The organism is Mycobacterium colombiense (assembly GCF_001672755.1).
Classification (GTDB): Bacteria; Actinomycetota; Actinomycetes; order Mycobacteriales; family Mycobacteriaceae; genus Mycobacterium; species Mycobacterium colombiense_C.
Genome location: NZ_LZKI01000031.1, coordinates 19,385 through 35,231, shown reverse-complemented (window position 1 = coordinate 35,231; position 15,847 = coordinate 19,385). Strand labels below are relative to the sequence as shown.

The 15,847-nt window shown below is 68.4% G+C and carries 15 protein-coding genes and 1 pseudogene; 13 read left to right on the top strand and 3 right to left on the bottom strand.

The genetic code is table 11. From position 1 onward, the window contains the following. The 5 genes and pseudogenes from A5708_RS03415 to A5708_RS03395 form a co-directional block, all read left to right on the top strand. A pseudogene (locus A5708_RS03415) lies at positions 1-2,273 on the top strand (AMP-binding protein); the annotation flags it as partial. Further along, positions 2,270-3,556: an NADPH-dependent L-lysine N(6)-monooxygenase MbtG gene (gene mbtG, locus A5708_RS03410; RefSeq protein WP_065027275.1), complete on the top strand. Its 1,287-nt coding sequence runs from the start codon at positions 2,270-2,272 to the stop codon at positions 3,554-3,556. The pseudogene A5708_RS03415 and the gene mbtG, both read left to right, overlap by 4 nt. Further along, complete coding sequence (locus A5708_RS03405; protein WP_065027274.1) at positions 3,537-3,752, top strand: MbtH family protein; 216 nt, start codon at positions 3,537-3,539, stop codon at positions 3,750-3,752. Before mbtG ends, A5708_RS03405 begins: the two co-directional genes overlap by 20 nt. 227 nt (positions 3,753-3,979) lie before the next feature. Continuing rightward, a complete protein-coding gene (locus A5708_RS03400; RefSeq protein ID WP_065027273.1) occupies positions 3,980-4,516 on the top strand; it encodes a hypothetical protein in 537 nt (178 codons plus the stop codon). Between the two features lie 290 nt (positions 4,517-4,806). Next, positions 4,807-5,328, top strand: coding sequence for a hypothetical protein (locus A5708_RS03395; RefSeq protein ID WP_065027272.1), 522 nt, complete (start codon positions 4,807-4,809; stop codon positions 5,326-5,328). Here the strand turns inward: A5708_RS03395 and A5708_RS03390 are convergent. The 3 genes from A5708_RS03390 to A5708_RS03380 form a co-directional block, all read right to left on the bottom strand. Then, positions 5,322-6,218: a sigma-70 family RNA polymerase sigma factor gene (locus A5708_RS03390; protein WP_065027271.1), complete on the bottom strand. Its 897-nt coding sequence runs from the start codon at positions 6,216-6,218 to the stop codon at positions 5,322-5,324. The genes A5708_RS03395 and A5708_RS03390 overlap by 7 nt on opposite strands. Next, positions 6,215-6,811: a carboxymuconolactone decarboxylase family protein gene (locus tag A5708_RS03385; RefSeq protein WP_044486256.1), complete on the bottom strand. Its 597-nt coding sequence runs from the start codon at positions 6,809-6,811 to the stop codon at positions 6,215-6,217. The genes A5708_RS03390 and A5708_RS03385 overlap by 4 nt, the downstream gene beginning before the upstream one ends. 77 nt (positions 6,812-6,888) lie before the next feature. Continuing rightward, positions 6,889-7,203: a type II toxin-antitoxin system VapB family antitoxin gene (locus A5708_RS03380; RefSeq protein ID WP_007770254.1), complete on the bottom strand. Its 315-nt coding sequence runs from the start codon at positions 7,201-7,203 to the stop codon at positions 6,889-6,891. Positions 7,204-7,450: 247 nt separating this feature from the next. Between A5708_RS03380 and hrcA the strand changes: the two genes are divergently transcribed. From hrcA to era, 8 genes are read left to right on the top strand one after another with little or no spacing between them, the layout of a single operon-like run. After that, complete coding sequence (gene hrcA / locus A5708_RS03375) at positions 7,451-8,482, top strand: heat-inducible transcriptional repressor HrcA (RefSeq protein WP_064954092.1); 1,032 nt, start codon at positions 7,451-7,453, stop codon at positions 8,480-8,482. Positions 8,483-8,540: 58 nt separating this feature from the next. Next, complete coding sequence (gene dnaJ / locus A5708_RS03370) at positions 8,541-9,689, top strand: molecular chaperone DnaJ (protein WP_064954091.1); 1,149 nt, start codon at positions 8,541-8,543, stop codon at positions 9,687-9,689. Between the two features lie 23 nt (positions 9,690-9,712). After that, the gene (locus tag A5708_RS03365) at positions 9,713-10,561 is read left to right on the top strand and encodes a 16S rRNA (uracil(1498)-N(3))-methyltransferase (RefSeq protein ID WP_065027270.1); all 849 of its coding nucleotides are present in this window, start codon (positions 9,713-9,715) and stop codon (positions 10,559-10,561) included. Between the two features lie 56 nt (positions 10,562-10,617). Beyond that, positions 10,618-11,676 (top strand): PhoH family protein, encoded by a 1,059-nt coding sequence (locus tag A5708_RS03360; protein WP_065027269.1) that lies wholly within the window; start codon positions 10,618-10,620, stop codon positions 11,674-11,676. Positions 11,677-11,695: 19 nt separating this feature from the next. Further along, positions 11,696-12,229 (top strand): rRNA maturation RNase YbeY, encoded by a 534-nt coding sequence (gene ybeY, locus A5708_RS03355; protein ID WP_007770263.1) that lies wholly within the window; start codon positions 11,696-11,698, stop codon positions 12,227-12,229. Next, complete coding sequence (locus A5708_RS03350; RefSeq protein WP_065027268.1) at positions 12,226-13,494, top strand: hypothetical protein; 1,269 nt, start codon at positions 12,226-12,228, stop codon at positions 13,492-13,494. The genes ybeY and A5708_RS03350 overlap by 4 nt, the downstream gene beginning before the upstream one ends. Positions 13,495-13,506: 12 nt before the next feature. After that, positions 13,507-14,817 (top strand): hemolysin family protein, encoded by a 1,311-nt coding sequence (locus tag A5708_RS03345; protein ID WP_065027267.1) that lies wholly within the window; start codon positions 13,507-13,509, stop codon positions 14,815-14,817. Next, complete coding sequence (gene era / locus A5708_RS03340; protein ID WP_065027266.1) at positions 14,810-15,709, top strand: GTPase Era; 900 nt, start codon at positions 14,810-14,812, stop codon at positions 15,707-15,709. Before A5708_RS03345 ends, era begins: the two co-directional genes overlap by 8 nt. The last annotated feature ends 138 nt before the right edge of the window (positions 15,710-15,847 follow it).

The following is a 15,847-nucleotide window of genomic DNA, read 5'->3' as shown; positions in this document are numbered from 1 at the left end:
GACCGTGCTTGCGCTGGGCGGCGAGGCGGTCGGCAGCGCGGCCTGGGCCCGGATAAGCAACACCTGCAGCACCTCGTCGATGGCCGCATACAACTGCTACGGGCCCACCGAGACCACGGTGGAGGCGGTGGTCGCCGCCATCGCCGAGCACGAGGAACCAGCCATCGGGCGGCCGACCCGGCACACCCGCGGCTACGTGCTGGATTCCGCGCTGCGCCCGGTGCCGTGCGGGGCGACGGGCGAACTGTATCTCGGCGGTGCCCAGCTGGCCCGTGGCTACCTGGGCCGCGCTCCGGAGACCGCGGCCCGCTTCGTCGCCGACCCGTTTGCGGCGGCCGAACGGATGTATCGCACCGGCGATCTGGTGCGCCGGTCGCCCGACGGCTCAGTGCAATACGTGGGACGCGCCGACGCGCAGGTGAAGATCCGCGGCCACCGCGTCGAACCCGGCGAGATCGCGGCCGCCCTCGAATCGCACCCGGCCGTTCAGCACGCGGGAGTGCTGGTGCAGCAGCGCCGGGGTATTGCGCGGCTCACCGCGTACGTCGCCACCGACACGGCAGCCGGCCGGCCCACGACGTCGCAGCTTCGGGGCATGCTCAGCACCCGGCTGCCGCGCTACATGGTTCCGCAGCGCATCATCCTGGTCGACGAAATCCCGTTGACCCCCAACGGAAAGCTGGACGAGACCGCGCTGGCCGCCTTCGACCACGCCGAGTCGGAGGTCAGCACGGCGACACCCGAGACCGCTACGGAATCCGCGCTGGCCGAGGTGCTGGCCGAGCTGCTCGGGCAACCGCGCATCGACGTCACCGCGGACTTCCTGCAGTTGGGCCTGGACAGCATCATGGCGTTGTCGGTGGTACAAGCGGCCCGCGCACGCGGAATTGCGCTGCGCGCCAGGCTCATCCTCGAATGCAGCAACGTCCGCGAGCTGGCCGAGGCGATCGACTCGGAAACCACGACCGCCGCCCAGCAGGCGGACACCGAATCCGGACCAATGCCGTTGCTGCCCAACGGCCGATGGCTCTACGAATTCGGTGACCCACGCCGGCTCGCGCAGACCGAAGCCATCCGGCTGCCCGAAGCGCTGCGCCGCGAGCAGTTGGATGCGGCCTTCGAGCATCATCGAGAGCCACGAGGTGCTGCGCACCCGGGTGGACCGCTCCACCATGACCCTGGTGCCCGCTGCCGACGCCGCCGACGCGGTCAAAGAGGTTGAGGTCGTTGGCGATCTGGCCGCGGTGGTACCCGCCCACGTCGCCGAGGCCGTCGACCGCCTGGATCCCGAACGCGGAACGCTGCTGTCCGCCGTATGGTTGCGACCGCCGGCGGGGGAGAGTGTTCTGCTGCTGGCCGCGCACGTCGTCGCGCTGGATCCGGCGTCGTGGCGAGTGATCCTGGGTGAACTCGGTGCCGCCCTGGCGGCCTCGGCCACCGGCCACTCGCCGGCACCCGTCCGCGAACACACCAGCTATCGGCGCTGGGCGGACGCGCTGACCGTGCGGGCGCGCCGGTTGGACACGGTGCACTTCTGGGCGTCCCAACTGGACGGTGACGACCCCGACCTCGGTGCCCGTCGCCTCGATCCGCGCCGCGATCGCGCTCGCGACCTGATCGTCCGCAACGCCGCCACCGACGCCGACCTCACCCGCCGGCTGCTGGATTCGGAACTGCCGTTGCCCACGCTGTTGGTCGCCGCGACCGCGGCGACGGTGACGCGCTGGCGCGTGATGCGCGGCCAGGCCACCCCGCCCCCGCTGCTCGCACTCGAAACACATGGCCGCGCCGACGGTTTGGTGGACGGGCCGGGCGCACACACCATCGACACCGGCGACACGGTCGGGTTGCTCAGCTCCATCTACCCGGTGCGGCTCGGCTCGACGGATCCGCGCGAGGTGGGGGAGACGTTGGCGGCGATCCCCGGCGATGGACTCGACTACGGGTTGCTGCGCTACCTGCGCGACGACACCGGCGAGCGGCTCGCCGGGTATTCACCACCGCAGCTGCTGCTGAATTATCTCGGCGCCGCGCACAGCGGCGGCGGCACCGGACTGCGGCTCGAGCGCGAGCTACTCGCCGGGTCGTCGCCGGTGCCGGAGCCGGAACTGGCGGTGCGCCACGAACTCACCATCGCCGCGATGGTGCTGAGCTATGACGGGGAGCGGGTACTCGCCGCGCAGTGGCGCGCCCTGCCCGACATTCTCGATGAGATGGATATTGCTGCGCTGCAAAAGCTGTGGGTTGAGTCGCTGCGGGAGATGGTGAAATGAGCACACTTGCGATCGTGGGTGCCGGCGCCAAGGCGGTGGCTGTGGCAGCCAAGGCCTTCGCGCTGCGCGAAATGGGCGTCGAGGTTCCCGACGTGGTCGCGGTGGATCGGATCGGTGTCGCGGCGAACTGGCAGGCCAGCGGCGGCTGGACCGATGGCGCGCATCGGTTGGGCACCAGTCCCGAGAAAGACGTCGGGTTTCCCTACCGCTCGGCGCTGGTGCCGCGCCGCAACGCCGAACTCGACGAACGGATGACCCGCTACAGCTGGCAGTCCTATCTCATCGCGACGGCCTCGTTCGCGGAGTGGATCGACCGCGGCAGGCCGGCGCCGACGCATCGCCGGTGGAGTCAGTACCTGAGCTGGGTCGCGCAGCACGTGGGCATGAACGTGGTGCACGGTGACGTCGAACGCTTGGCGATCACCGGGGACCGCTGGGCGCTGCACACGCACGAGACCACCGTGCACGCCGACTCGCTGATGATCACCGGCCCAGGCCAGGCCGAAAAGTCTTTGCTACCAGGCAATCCGCGTGTCCTGTCGATCGCCCAGTTCTGGGACCGCGCCGCCAATCACGACCGGATCAATGCGGAGCGGGTGGCGGTGATCGGCGGTGGCGAGACGGCCGCGGCGATGCTGTATGAGCTTTTCCGGCACCGGGTTTCGAGCATCACCGTGATTTCGCCGCAAGCCACATTGTTCACCCGCGGCGAGGGGTTCTTCGAGAACTCGCTGTTCTCCGATCCCACCAACTGGCCGGCCCTCACGCTTGCCGAACGTCGCGATGCGTTGGCGCGCACCGACCGTGGGGTGTTTTCGTCCCACGTACAGGAGGCGTTGCTGGCCGACGATCGCATCCACCACCTGCGTGGCCGCGTCGCCCATGCGGTGGGCAAGGAGGGGCAGATCAGGTTGACGCTGTCGACCAATCGCGGCAGCGAAAATCTGGAGACGGTACACGGGTTCGACCTCGTCATCGACGGTTCCGGCGCTGACTCGCTTTGGTTCGCACCGTTATTCAGTCAAGAAGCCCTTGATCTGCTAGAACTCGGTCTCGGTGGGCCCCTGACCGCGGAACGGCTGCAGGAAGCGATAGGTTATGACCTGGCCGTCACAGACGTGACACCCAAGTTGTTCCTGCCGAACCTGTCAGGACTTACCCAGGGGCCCGGGTTTCCCAACCTGAGCTGCCTTGGGCTGCTATCCGACCGGGTATTGGGATCCACCGTCAGCCCGTCCAAGTATCCCGTGAGAAGGAGACACGATGAGCGCGAACCCCTTTGATGACGACAATGCGACCTTTGTGGTGCTGGTCAACGACGAAGACCAGCACAGCCTGTGGCCGACCTTCGCTGACACGCCGGCCGGCTGGCGGGTGGCGTTCGGTGCGGCCAGTCGCGCGGACTGCCTGCAGTACGTGGAACAGAACTGGTCGGACATCCGGCCCAAGAGCCTGATCGAGGCGCTCGCCGGGGAATAGCAGGGGTCTGCGGGGGCGAGATTTCTGCCGCTACATACTTGCGGCACAGAATAATTAGCGTGTTTTCACGCGTCGCGTCCGTAGCGTCGTCGTAACGTGACCGACCTGAGACACAAATTCCGGAGTCACAGGGCACACTTACACCATCTTCAACCATGGAGACGTGTGACCGTGTGCGGCGATCCGGAGGATTTCCGTCACGGTCCATGTGCATCGAAGGGGGACCTGTGAAATCCGTGAAGTCCATTGCCACAGGCGTGGCGGCACTGACCGCCATTGGCGGCGCCGCCGCCGGTGTGGCTTCCATTGCAGCACCGATCGGCCTCGATCAGGTGCAACTGGCTGCGGTCGGCGCGCCACTGCCGCAGGACCCGCCGCCGCCTCCGCCCCCGCCGCCGGGAGCGCCGGGGCAGTTGCCGACGGCTGACCAATTGGCCAACCTCTGCACCCAAGTAACCGACCCCGGCGTCAACTACAGGGACAAGAACAACCTCGTTGAAAACGGCGTCCCGCAAAACGAGGGTATGGTGGCCGACCACGACCTGCGGAAGGCCTACCGGAACGGGAACTTCCCCGAGCAGTTCAACGTGACGAACATCGCGCCGGCGGGTCCGAATATGGCCCAGGCCGATGTGGCCATCACGGGGCCGAAGTTCGCCGGACCGGTCAACAAGCACCTGGTGTTCGTCAACCAGAACGGCAACTGGGTCCTGCAGCACGACGCGGCGCTTGCTCTGCTGCAGGCGGCGACGGCGACCAGCTAAGACAGTTCGGCGATCCGTTTAGAACGCCGACGTTTCAAGCAAACCCCATGCGCCTCCGTCAGGCGGCGCATGGGGTTTTGCCTTTCAATTTCCCCTGGCGGCGGCGTATCACGCCCTCACATAGCCGGCGCACAGTTTGCTCTTGTGTCTCCCACATCGGCTCGCCGTAACGTATCGGTGCCGAGACACGAAATACCAGACGCAACGGGCACGCCTACACCATCTGAGCCGCCACGACAGGCGGCGCGGATTGCAATGCGTCGAAATTCGTGCCCACCGAAGGGGGAACCATGAAGACCGTCAAGACACTCGCCACCGCGGTGGCAGCGCTGGCCATCGTCGGCGGCGCCGCCGCCGGCGTGGCTTCCGTCGCGACGCCGAGTTCGCTGGCCGCCGGGGTGCGGCTCGCCACCGTCGGTGCGCCGCTTCCGCAGGATCCGCCGCCGGCACAGCCGGTCGCCGGTGCCAACGTGCCGACTCCCGATCAGCTGACGGGCGTGCTGAACAGCCTCGCCGACCCGAACGTGTCGTTCAACAGCAAGGGCAATCTGGTGCAGGGCGGCATCAGTGGGATGGAAGCGCACGTCGCGGACAAGAAGCTGCAGAAGGCCGCCAAGAACGGCGACCTGCCGCTGTCGTTCGACGTCACGAACATCCAGCCGGCCGCGGCCGGTTCGGCGACCGCCGACGTTGCGGTTTCCGGCCCCAAGCTGACCTCGCCGGTCACGCAGAGCGTCACCTTCGTCAATCAGGGCGGCTGGGTGCTGTCGCGGGCGTCGGCGATGGAGCTGCTGCAGGCCGCCGGTCAGTGATCGGCCCCCAGCGCGCGCAGGTCTAACCGGGCGATGCGCGCCGGATCCGCGAGCACATCGATCGCACGGATCCGGCGGCCGCGCACCACGAAGCCCATCACGGATGCCGGCCGGCCGGCGACGAAAATCACCGCGCCGGCGGCACCGTTGATGGTCGCGGCACGCGCCTCGCGCTCCGAGCCTGCGTAGCTGTGGGCCAGCTGGGCCACCGAGGCCGCGCCCTGGGCGCGGAAGGGGGTCGCGGCGGCGCCGAAGTCTCCCCGCAACACCACGTCGGGATGCAGCACCGCGACCAGTCGGTCGAAGTCGCCACTGCGCCCCGCCGCGAAGAAGGCGTCGACCACCTCGCGTTGCGCGGCCAATGTGCCGTCGGGAACCGGGTCGGCCTGCTCGATCCGGCGTCGTGCCCGGCTGGCCAGCTTGCGGGCCGACTCCGGCGTCCGGTCGACGATGGCCCCGATCTGGTCGAACGGCACGGTGAAGACGTCGTGCAGGACGAACGCCAACCGTTCGGCCGGCGGCAACGTATCAAGCACCACGAACAGCGCCAGCCCCACCGCGTCGGCCAGCATCGCGCGGTGTTCGGGGTCGAATTCACCCTCTGCTTCCACGATCGGATCCGGCAGGTGACCGACCAGTTCATCGCCGCCGTGAGTTCGGCGGTCGCGCAACATGTTCAGGCAGATGCGCGCCACCACCGTGGTCAGCCAGGCGTCCAGGTTGGCGATGCCCTGCCCGCCGTCCGATTCGGCGGTGCGGCTCAACCGCAGCCACGTCTCCTGCACCGCATCCTGAGCGTCGTCGATCGAGCCCAGCATGCGGTAGGCGATCGCGCCCAGCTGTGGTCGGGCCGCCTCGAAGCGTGCCGCCAGTGACGCCTCCGCCGTCACGGCCGATCGGTCTCGGGTAGGGCGCACACCCGGTCACCGGAAAAGCCCGACGACCCGATGTCGAGCGCGATGTTGAAACGGGCCCGAAGGTTGCCCAGCGTGATCACGTGGGTCAGGCCGACGAGCTGCGCGGCATCGAAATGTGCGCGCAGCGCGTCGAACAGCTCGTCGCTCACCTCGACCGGGGTGCGGCTGATCGCGGTGGCGTACCGCAGGATCAGCTTGTCGACGTCGGAAAAGCACGGCGCGTTCTGATAATCGGCGAGGGCCAACAGCTCTTCGTCGGTCATGCCCCAGCGGCGCGCGATCTGTGAGCCGAGGTCGATGCAGTATTCGCAGCGCACCGTCGTCGCCGCCTTCAGCTCGGCCAACGCCCGCTGGCGGGGACTGAGCACGTCCAGCTTCGACTCGGCCTGCTCCAACTTGCCGTAGGCGTTGAGCAATCGCGGGATGTGCGCATACATCCTCAGCGGTTCCAGCATCCCCGCGGTTTCCAGCCCGGTCATCTGCGCGAGCTTGCGCTTGGTGAAAAAGAAAGCGATCTTGGCGCCGAGGCCGGCGTCGCGGTCGGAGACTCCTTGCAGCCGTGGCATGGCGACCCTCCTGGCAAGTCGTGTTGCTAACCAACGTCCTTACCAGGTCGACACGCGGCGAGGTCCGAACGTGACAACTACCCCGGCGCGCCGAGCGGCATATCCATGTCGTACACGCGGGCGTGCAGCACGGTGCGGTTCCGCAGCGCGGCGCGCACCGCACGATGCAGACCGTCTTCGAGATAGGTGATGCCCTTCCACCGCACCGCGTGCGGGAAGAGATCGCCGTAGAAGGTGGAGTCCTCGGAGAGCAGGCGGTCCAGTGCGAGCACCGTTGTGGTGGTGACCAATTCGTCGAGCCGGATCTGCTGCGGCGGGATCTGGGACCAATCCCGGTAGGACAGGTTGTGTTCGGGATACGGCTTGCCGTCGCGTACGCCCTTGAAAATCATCGGCCGACCTTTCCCGACTCATTGCTGCGGCCCGACCGGTTCATTCTGAAAAGGCTAGCCCGAGCGACTTTCGTCAGCACCGATGCGTGCGCAGAAGTCGTTCGGGCGCACCCGCCTTCTTCGCGGCGACGACGGGCCGTGATCCCCGCGGCCGCCCAATCCGCCGAACCGCCGCTGATAACGGTCGGCACCGCCCGAGCCCGTAAAATGAATCCGGTCAAGGCGGTATCGAAGGAGGTGGCGGCCGGTGGGAAGTGCCGATGACCGTCGGTTTGAGGTGCTGCGCGCCATCGTCGCCGACTTCGTCGCCACCAAGGAACCGATCGGTTCCAAGGCGTTGGTGGAGCGCCACAACCTGGGCGTCTCGTCCGCCACCGTCCGCAACGACATGGCGGTGCTCGAGGCCGAGGGCTACATAACCCAGCCGCACACCAGTTCCGGGCGGGTGCCCACCGAGAAGGGCTATCGCGAATTCGTCGACCGGCTCGACGACGTCAAGCCCCTGTCCTCGGCCGAACGGCGCGCGATCCAGAGCTTCCTCGAATCCGGGGTCGACCTCGACGACGTGCTGCGCCGGGCGGTCCGGCTGCTGTCGCAACTCACCCGGCAGGTGGCCGTGGTGCAGTACCCCACGCTGTCGTCGTCGACGGTGCGCCACCTCGAAGTGATCGCCCTGACCCCGGCACGGCTGCTGATGGTCGTCATCACCGACTCGGGCCGGGTCGACCAGCGGGTCGTCGAACTCGGAGACGTGATCGACGACCACGAACTTTCTCAGCTGCGGGAGATGCTCGGCCAGGCGCTGGTGGGCAAGAAGCTGTCGGCCGCCTCGGTCGCGGTGGCCGACCTCGCCGGACAGCTGCGCAGCCCGGACGGCCTGGGCGACGCCGTCGGCCGGTCGGCGACGGTACTGCTGGAATCCCTCGTCGAACACACCGAAGAGCGTCTGTTGCTCGGCGGTACCGCCAACCTGACCCGCAACGCGGCCGATTTCGGTGGGTCGCTGCGCTCCATCCTGGAAGCGCTGGAGGAGCAGGTGGTGGTGCTGCGGTTGCTGGCCGCCCAGCAGGAAGCCGGTAAGGTGACGGTGCGCATCGGCCACGAGACGGCCGCCGAGCAGATATTGGGCACCTCCGTGGTCACCACCGCCTACGGCACCTCCGACACCGTTTACGGGGGAATGGGTGTGCTGGGGCCCACCCGGATGGACTATCCGGGAACTATCGCCAGCGTTGCTGCGGTTGCCCTTTATATCGGCGAAGTCCTGGGTGCTCGATGAACGCGCACTCGCAGGGTCGGTTGGCGCGGGGTAAAGACCAGGTATAGGAGAGTCAAGCGTGGCACGCGATTACTACGGGCTGCTCGGCGTGAGCAGGAACGCCAGCGACGCGGAGATCAAGCGCGCGTATCGCAAGATGGCGCGCGAACTGCATCCCGACGTCAACCCCGACCAGGCCGCGCAGGCGAAATTCCAGGAGATCAGCGTCGCCTACGAGGTGCTGAGCGACCCCGAGAAGCGGCGGATCGTCGACCTGGGCGGTGACCCGATGGAGGGCGCGGCCGCGGCCGGCGGCGGCTTCGGTGGCGGCTTCGGCGGCCTGGGCGACGTGTTCGAGGCCTTCTTCGGCGGCGGCTTCAGCGGCGGTGCGACCTCCCGCGGCCCCATCGGGCGGGTGCGGCCGGGTTCGGACTCGCTGCTGCGGATGCGGCTCGACCTCGAGGAATGCGCCACCGGTGTCACCAAGCAAGTGACGGTCGATACCGCGGTGCTGTGCGACCGATGCCAGGGCAAGGGCACCAACGGCGATTCGGCGCCGGTGCCGTGCGACACCTGCGGTGGCCGCGGCGAGGTCCAGACGGTGCAACGCTCGCTGCTGGGGCAGGTTATGACCTCACGGCCGTGCCCGACCTGCCGCGGCGTCGGCGTCGTCATCCCCGACCCGTGCCACCAGTGCATGGGCGACGGCCGGGTGCGGGCGCGCCGCGAGATCAGCGTCAAGATCCCCGCCGGTGTCGGCGACGGGATGCGCGTGCGGCTCGCCGCCCAGGGTGAGGTCGGGCCCGGCGGCGGCCCGGCCGGTGACCTGTACGTCGAGGTGCACGAACAGCCCCACGACGTCTTCGTCCGCGAGGGCGACGACCTGCACTGCACGGTCTCGGTGCCGATGGTCGACGCGGCGCTGGGCGCCACCGTCACCGTCGACGCCATCCTGGACGGCGTCAGCGAGATCACCATCCCGCCCGGCACCCAGCCGGCGTCGGTCATCACGCTGCGCGGCCACGGCATGCCGCACCTGCGGTCGGGCACCCGCGGCGATCTGCACGTGCACGTCGAGGTCGTGGTTCCGGCCCGGCTGGATCACCGCGACACCGAATTGCTGCGCGAGCTCAAGACGCGGCGCAGCCGCGACGTGCCCGAGGTCCGCTCGACCCACGCCGGCGGCGGCCTGTTCAGCAGGCTCCGCGAAACCTTCACCGGACGCTAGTCGGGAGCCCCGAAGGCGCCCACATGGTCGCGACCCTGTTCTACCTCGACGCTCTGCCGCAACCCGGCTCGCTCGCCGTGCTGGGCGGCGACGAGGGCTTTCACGCCGCCACCGTGCGACGCATCCGCCCCGGCGAGAGGCTCGTGCTGGGCGACGGCGCCGGAGCTTTGGCCCACTGCGAGGTGGAGCACGCCGGGCGCGACGGCCTGCGCGCGCGGGTGCTCGAATGCTGGAGCGTCCCGCCCGGAGCCCCGGCCGTGACGGTCGTGCAGGCGCTGCCGAAGTCGGAGCGTTCGGAGCTGGCCGTCGAGCTGGCCACCGAAGCCGGCGCCGACGCGTTCCTGGCGTGGCAGGCCGCGCGGTGCGTGGCCAACTGGCAGGGCAACCGGGTCGACAAGGGGTTGCGCCGGTGGCGCGCCGTCGTCCGTTCGGCGGCCCGGCAATCCCGCCGGGCGCACATCCCGCCCGTCGACGGCGTGCTGTCCACCGCCGAGCTGACGCGGCGGATCCGCGACGAGGTGGCCGCCGGCGCGATGGCGCTGGCCTTGCACGAGTCGGCCACCGACCGGCTCGCGGATATCGAGCTGGCACAAGCTGAATCACTCCTGCTCGTCGTCGGCCCCGAAGGTGGTATCGCCGACGACGAGATGGCGGCGCTGTCCGACGCGGGCGCGGCGGCGGTGCGGCTCGGTCCCCAGGTGCTGCGGACGTCGACCGCCGCGGCGGTGGCCCTGGGCGCGCTCGGCGTGCTGACCCCGCGCTGGGACCGGCGCGGCGATATCCCGGCAAACGGCCTCACGCTGCAGGTTCGCGACACCGGTCCGTCGTCGAGTACGTTGCTGAACACTGACCAACCCGGGCCCTCGGCGTAGACTGAGACGGCCCAGCAACCCACCGACAAGCCGAGAAAGCAGGCATCGAGAGCCACGTGACGCCCCGCGAGACCAGCGCTGCTGACGCAGCCGGAGCCGTCCCGGCCTCTGCTCAGGTTCGCAGCAGCATCGACGTTCCGCCCGATGTCGTCATGGGCCTGTTGGGTTCGGCGGACCAGAACCTGAGGGCCCTGGAGCGCAGTTTGAATGCCGACCTGCATGTGCGTGGCAATGCGGTCACCGTCGCCGGTGAGCCCGCCGACGTCGCGCTCGCCGGGCGGGTGATCTCCGAGCTCGTCGCCATCGTCGCCGGGGGGCAGTCGTTGACCCCGGAGGTGGTTCGGCACAGCGTCGCCATGCTGGCCGGCACCGACAACGAGTCGCCGGCTGAAGTGCTCACGCTGGACATCCTGTCGCGGCGCGGAAAGACGATCCGGCCCAAGACGCTCAACCAGAAGCGCTACGTCGACGCCATCGACGACAACACCATCGTCTTCGGGGTCGGCCCGGCCGGCACCGGCAAGACCTATCTGGCGATGGCCAAGGCGGTCAACGCCCTGCAGACCAAACAGGTCAGCCGCATCATCCTGACCCGCCCGGCCGTGGAAGCCGGTGAGCGCCTTGGCTTTTTGCCGGGCACGCTCAGCGAGAAGATCGACCCGTATCTGCGGCCGCTGTATGACGCGCTGTACGACATGATGGATCCCGAGCTGATCCCGAAACTGATGAACGCCGGGGTCATCGAGGTCGCGCCGCTGGCCTACATGCGCGGCCGCACCCTCAATTCCGCGTTCATCGTCCTCGACGAGGCGCAGAACACCACCGCCGAGCAGATGAAGATGTTCCTCACCCGACTCGGCTTCGGGTCGAAGATCGTTGTCACCGGCGACATCACGCAGGTCGACCTGCCGGGCGGCGCCAAGTCGGGCCTGCGCTCGGCGATGGAAATCCTGGACAGCGTGGACGACATCCACGTCGCTGAGCTGACCAGCGTGGACGTGGTCCGCCACCGGCTGGTCTCGGAGATCGTCGACGCCTATGCGAAGTTTGAAGAGCCCGGTCTGACGATGAACCGGGCGTCGCGGCGGGCGACGGGCTCGCGCGGTCGTCGATGATGGTGCGGTGAGCGGGTTTATGAGCATTGAGGTATCCAACGAATCGGGTATCGACGTCTCCGAAGCCGAGCTGATCAGCGTCGCGCGGTTCGTCATCGCCAAGATGGACGTCAACCCGGCGGCCGAGCTGTCGATGGTGCTGCTGGACACCGCCGCGATGGCGGACCTGCACATGCGCTGGATGGACCTGCCCGGCCCGACCGACGTGATGAGCTTTCCGATGGACGAGCTCGAGCCGGGTGGGCGTCCGGACGCCCCCGAACCGGGCCCCTCGATGCTGGGCGACATCGTGCTGTGCCCGGAATTCGCGGCCGGCCAGGCCGCCTCGGCGGGGCACAGCCTGGGGCACGAGCTGGCGCTGCTGACCATCCACGGGGTGCTGCACCTGATCGGCTACGACCACGGCGAGCCGGACGAGGAAAAGGAGATGTTCGCCCTCCAGGATCGGCTGCTCGAAGAGTGGGTCGCGGATCAGGTCGAGGCCTACCGCCAGGACCGCCAGGAGGAGCGGGACCGCCGATTGCTCGACAAGTCAAGGTATTTCGACAATTGAGGGCCCTCAAGATCCTGGCGGCAGCCGCCATCGCGTTCGCGCCGTTGTCGGTGTTGGTCACCACCACCGCCCCGGTGTCGCAGGCGGCCCCGTGTGCCGGCGCGGGATCCAACCCCGTCTCCTGCCAGCACTGCATGTTCTACGTGAACGCCTATCACACGGCGAACGTGTGCAGCGAGGATCGCCGCGGGGTGCAGGGGCCGCCCAGCAACGCGCCCACGCGGGCCCCGGAAGTTCCCATTCCGGTGTACGAGCCGCCGCCGATGCCGCCGCCGGCGCAGAACCCGCTCGTCCTGCCGCCGCCCAACTCGGGTCAGAACGTTCCGGTGCTGGAGATCCCTCCGCCGGGCCCCGACGCGCCGCGCAACGCCCCGGTGGTGGCACCGCCGCGCGGGCTGGATGCGCCGTCGCTGGCGATCGCGGCGGCCAAGGCCGCGCCGGTGACGCGCGTCGACCCCGCCAACCCGCCGAAGCCGCCCACCCAGATCGATTTCGACCGACAGGTGCAGAACGTCGTCAGCTCGCACCGGGAGAACGTCGACATCCTCAAGGTTGACGACCAGAAGTTCGTCCGCCCGCGCCACTGGGACTACCTCGACTACGACGACGCCTACCGCCGCCCGACCATCTACAACCCGCTCAATCAGCCGATCACGTTCCGCTACTTCTACAACGGCGCCTACCAGCAGGCGTACCTGCCGCGCGGAGCGCGGATGGTGCTCGACGCGACGACCGTCGGCGTCGTGCCGTTCACCGCGGTCGGCGACAGCTATGTGGCGGCCGGCAGCTTCTACGGCGGGGGTTCGATACCGCTGAACGGATACAACGGCCCGCCGCCGCCCGATTACAAGCCGCCCGGCCCCCCGAAGCTGTACGAGAACGTCACCGTGTTCGTCCCCGCCAAGGGCGAGACCGTCGAAGTGGGCCACGTGTCGGTGGTGGGTCACGACGGCAGTCAACCCGCGGGCGGCCAGGACACCTTCCTGCTCGACGACTCCACCTTGGCCTGGGGGCAGATCGACAACTCCACCAGCGCCCCCGCCCAGATCCGGGTGATCAAGACCCAGCCGACGCCGGGCGTCGGCCCGACCGACGACGGCAGCTTCCTGGTGCTGCTCGCCGTCCACCACCAGGAGCCCGGTCAACCCAACCAATCCGGCTGGACACTGGCGCTGCGCTACGGTGGATTCGCCGTCGTGGTGTGCCTGGTCGCCTGGCTGCTCGCTCGCCGGAGCCGGACCGAGGAGCAGGACGCTGACACCTAGGTATGTCGACAGTTGACGGGCTGGTCTGAGCTGCTCGGCGCAGTCGCGCTGATCGCGCTGGGCGGACTGTTCGCGGCGATCGATGCGGCCATCAGCACGGTGTCGCTGGCCCGGGTTCAGGAGTTGGTGCGCGACGAGCGCCCCGGCGCGGTGGCGTTGTCCAAGGTGATGTCGGAGCGGCCCCGCTACATCAACCTGGTGGTGCTGCTACGGATCACCTGCGAGATCACCGCGACCGTGCTGCTCGTGGTTTTCCTCTACGACAACTTCGGGCTGCGCTGGGGATTGTTCGGCGCCGCGACCATCATGGTGGTGACCAGCTTCGTCGTGATGGGGGTGGGGCCGCGCACCCTCGGCCGGCAGAACGCCTACTCCATCGCGTTGACGACGGTGCTTCCGCTGCAGGCGATCTCGTGGCTGTTGATGCCGATCAGCCGGTTGCTGGTGGTGCTGGGTAACGCGGTCACCCCCGGGCGCGGCCTGCGGAACGGGCCGTTCGCCTCCGAGATCGAGCTGCGTGAGGTCGTCGACCTGGCCCAGCAGCGCGGCGTGGTCGCCGCGGAAGAGCGCCGGATGATCCAGTCGGTCTTCGAGCTCGGTGACACCCCGGCCCGCGAGGTGATGGTGCCGCGCACCGAGATGATCTGGATCGAAAGCGACAAGTTCGCCAGCCAGGCCATCAACCTGGCGGTGCGCAGCGGGCATTCCCGCATCCCGGTGATCGGCGAGAACGTCGACGACATCGTCGGCGTCGTGTACCTGAAAGACCTTGTCCAGCAGACGTTTTTATCCGGTGACGGGGGCCGGACCCCGCCGGTGTCAAAGGTGATGCGCCCCGCGGTCTTCGTGCCCGATTCCAAACCTCTGGACTCGCTGCTGCGGGAAATGCAGCGCGACCGCAACCACATGGCGCTGCTCGTCGACGAGTACGGCGCGATCGCCGGCCTGGTCAGCATCGAAGACGTGCTAGAAGAGATCGTCGGTGAGATCGCGGACGAGTACGACCAGGCGGAGACGGCGCCGATAGAAGATCTGGGCGACAAGCACTTCCGGGTGTCGGCACGGCTGCCGATCGAGGACCTGGGCGAGCTGTATGACGTGGAATTCGACGACGATCTCGACGTCGACACCGTCGGCGGCTTGCTCGCCCTGGAATTGGGCCGGGTTCCGCTGCCGGGCGCCGAGGTGGTGTCACACGGTCTGCGGCTGCAGGCCGAAGGCGGCACCGATCACCGGGGCAGGGTACGGATCAACACCGTCCTGCTCAGCCCGATCCAATCCGACGGTTGGTCCGATGGCGAGGAATCAGAACAGCATGACTGAATTTCGTTCCGGTTTCGTATGTTTCGTCGGTCGCCCGAACACCGGGAAATCGACACTGACGAACGCGCTCGTCGGGACCAAGGTCGCGATCACCTCGATGCGGCCCCAGACCACCCGGCACACCATCCGCGGCATCGTGCACCGGGACGACTTCCAGATCATCTTGGTCGACACGCCAGGTCTGCACCGGCCGCGCACCCTGCTCGGCAAGCGGCTCAATGACCTTGTGCGCGATACCTATTCCGAAGTCGACGTGATCGGGCTGTGCATCCCGGCGGACGAGGCGATCGGTCCGGGCGACCGGTGGATCGTCGAACAGATCCGCGCGACCGCGCCGAAGACGACCCTGGTGGCCATCGTCACCAAGATCGACAAGACGCCCAAGGACCGGGTGGCCGCGCAATTGGTGGCGGTCAGCGAGTTGGTCGGGGATTCGGCGGAAATCGTGCCGGTGTCGGCCGTGACCGGCGCGCAGGTCGACATCTTGATCGACGTGCTGGCCGCCGCGCTGCCGCCCGGCCCGGCGTACTACCCCGACGGTGAGCTGACCGACGACCCCGAAGAGGTCCTGATGGCCGAGCTGATCCGGGAGGCCGCGCTGGAGGGTGTTCGCGACGAGCTGCCGCACTCGCTGGCGGTGGTCATCGACGAAGTCAATCCGCGGGAGGGTCGCGACGACCTGATCGACGTGCACGCCCTGCTCTACGTCGAACGCGACAGCCAGAAGGGGATCATCATCGGCAAGGGCGGTGCCCGGCTGCGGGAGGTCGGCACCGCCGCGCGCGCCCAGATCGAGAAGCTGCTGGGCACCAAGATTTATCTCGACCTGCGCGTCAAGGTCGCCAAGAACTGGCAGAGCGACCCCAAACAGCTTGGCCGACTGGGCTTTTAGCGGCCACAGCCGTTCTGCGCGGCTGACCCGCGCACACCCGCCGACGCACGCCCGCCGGCGGGCCCGCCGACGCACGCCCACCCCCGCACGCCGACCCGCGGCCCACCGCCGCACGCCCGACCAATAGGTGGGTCCCAA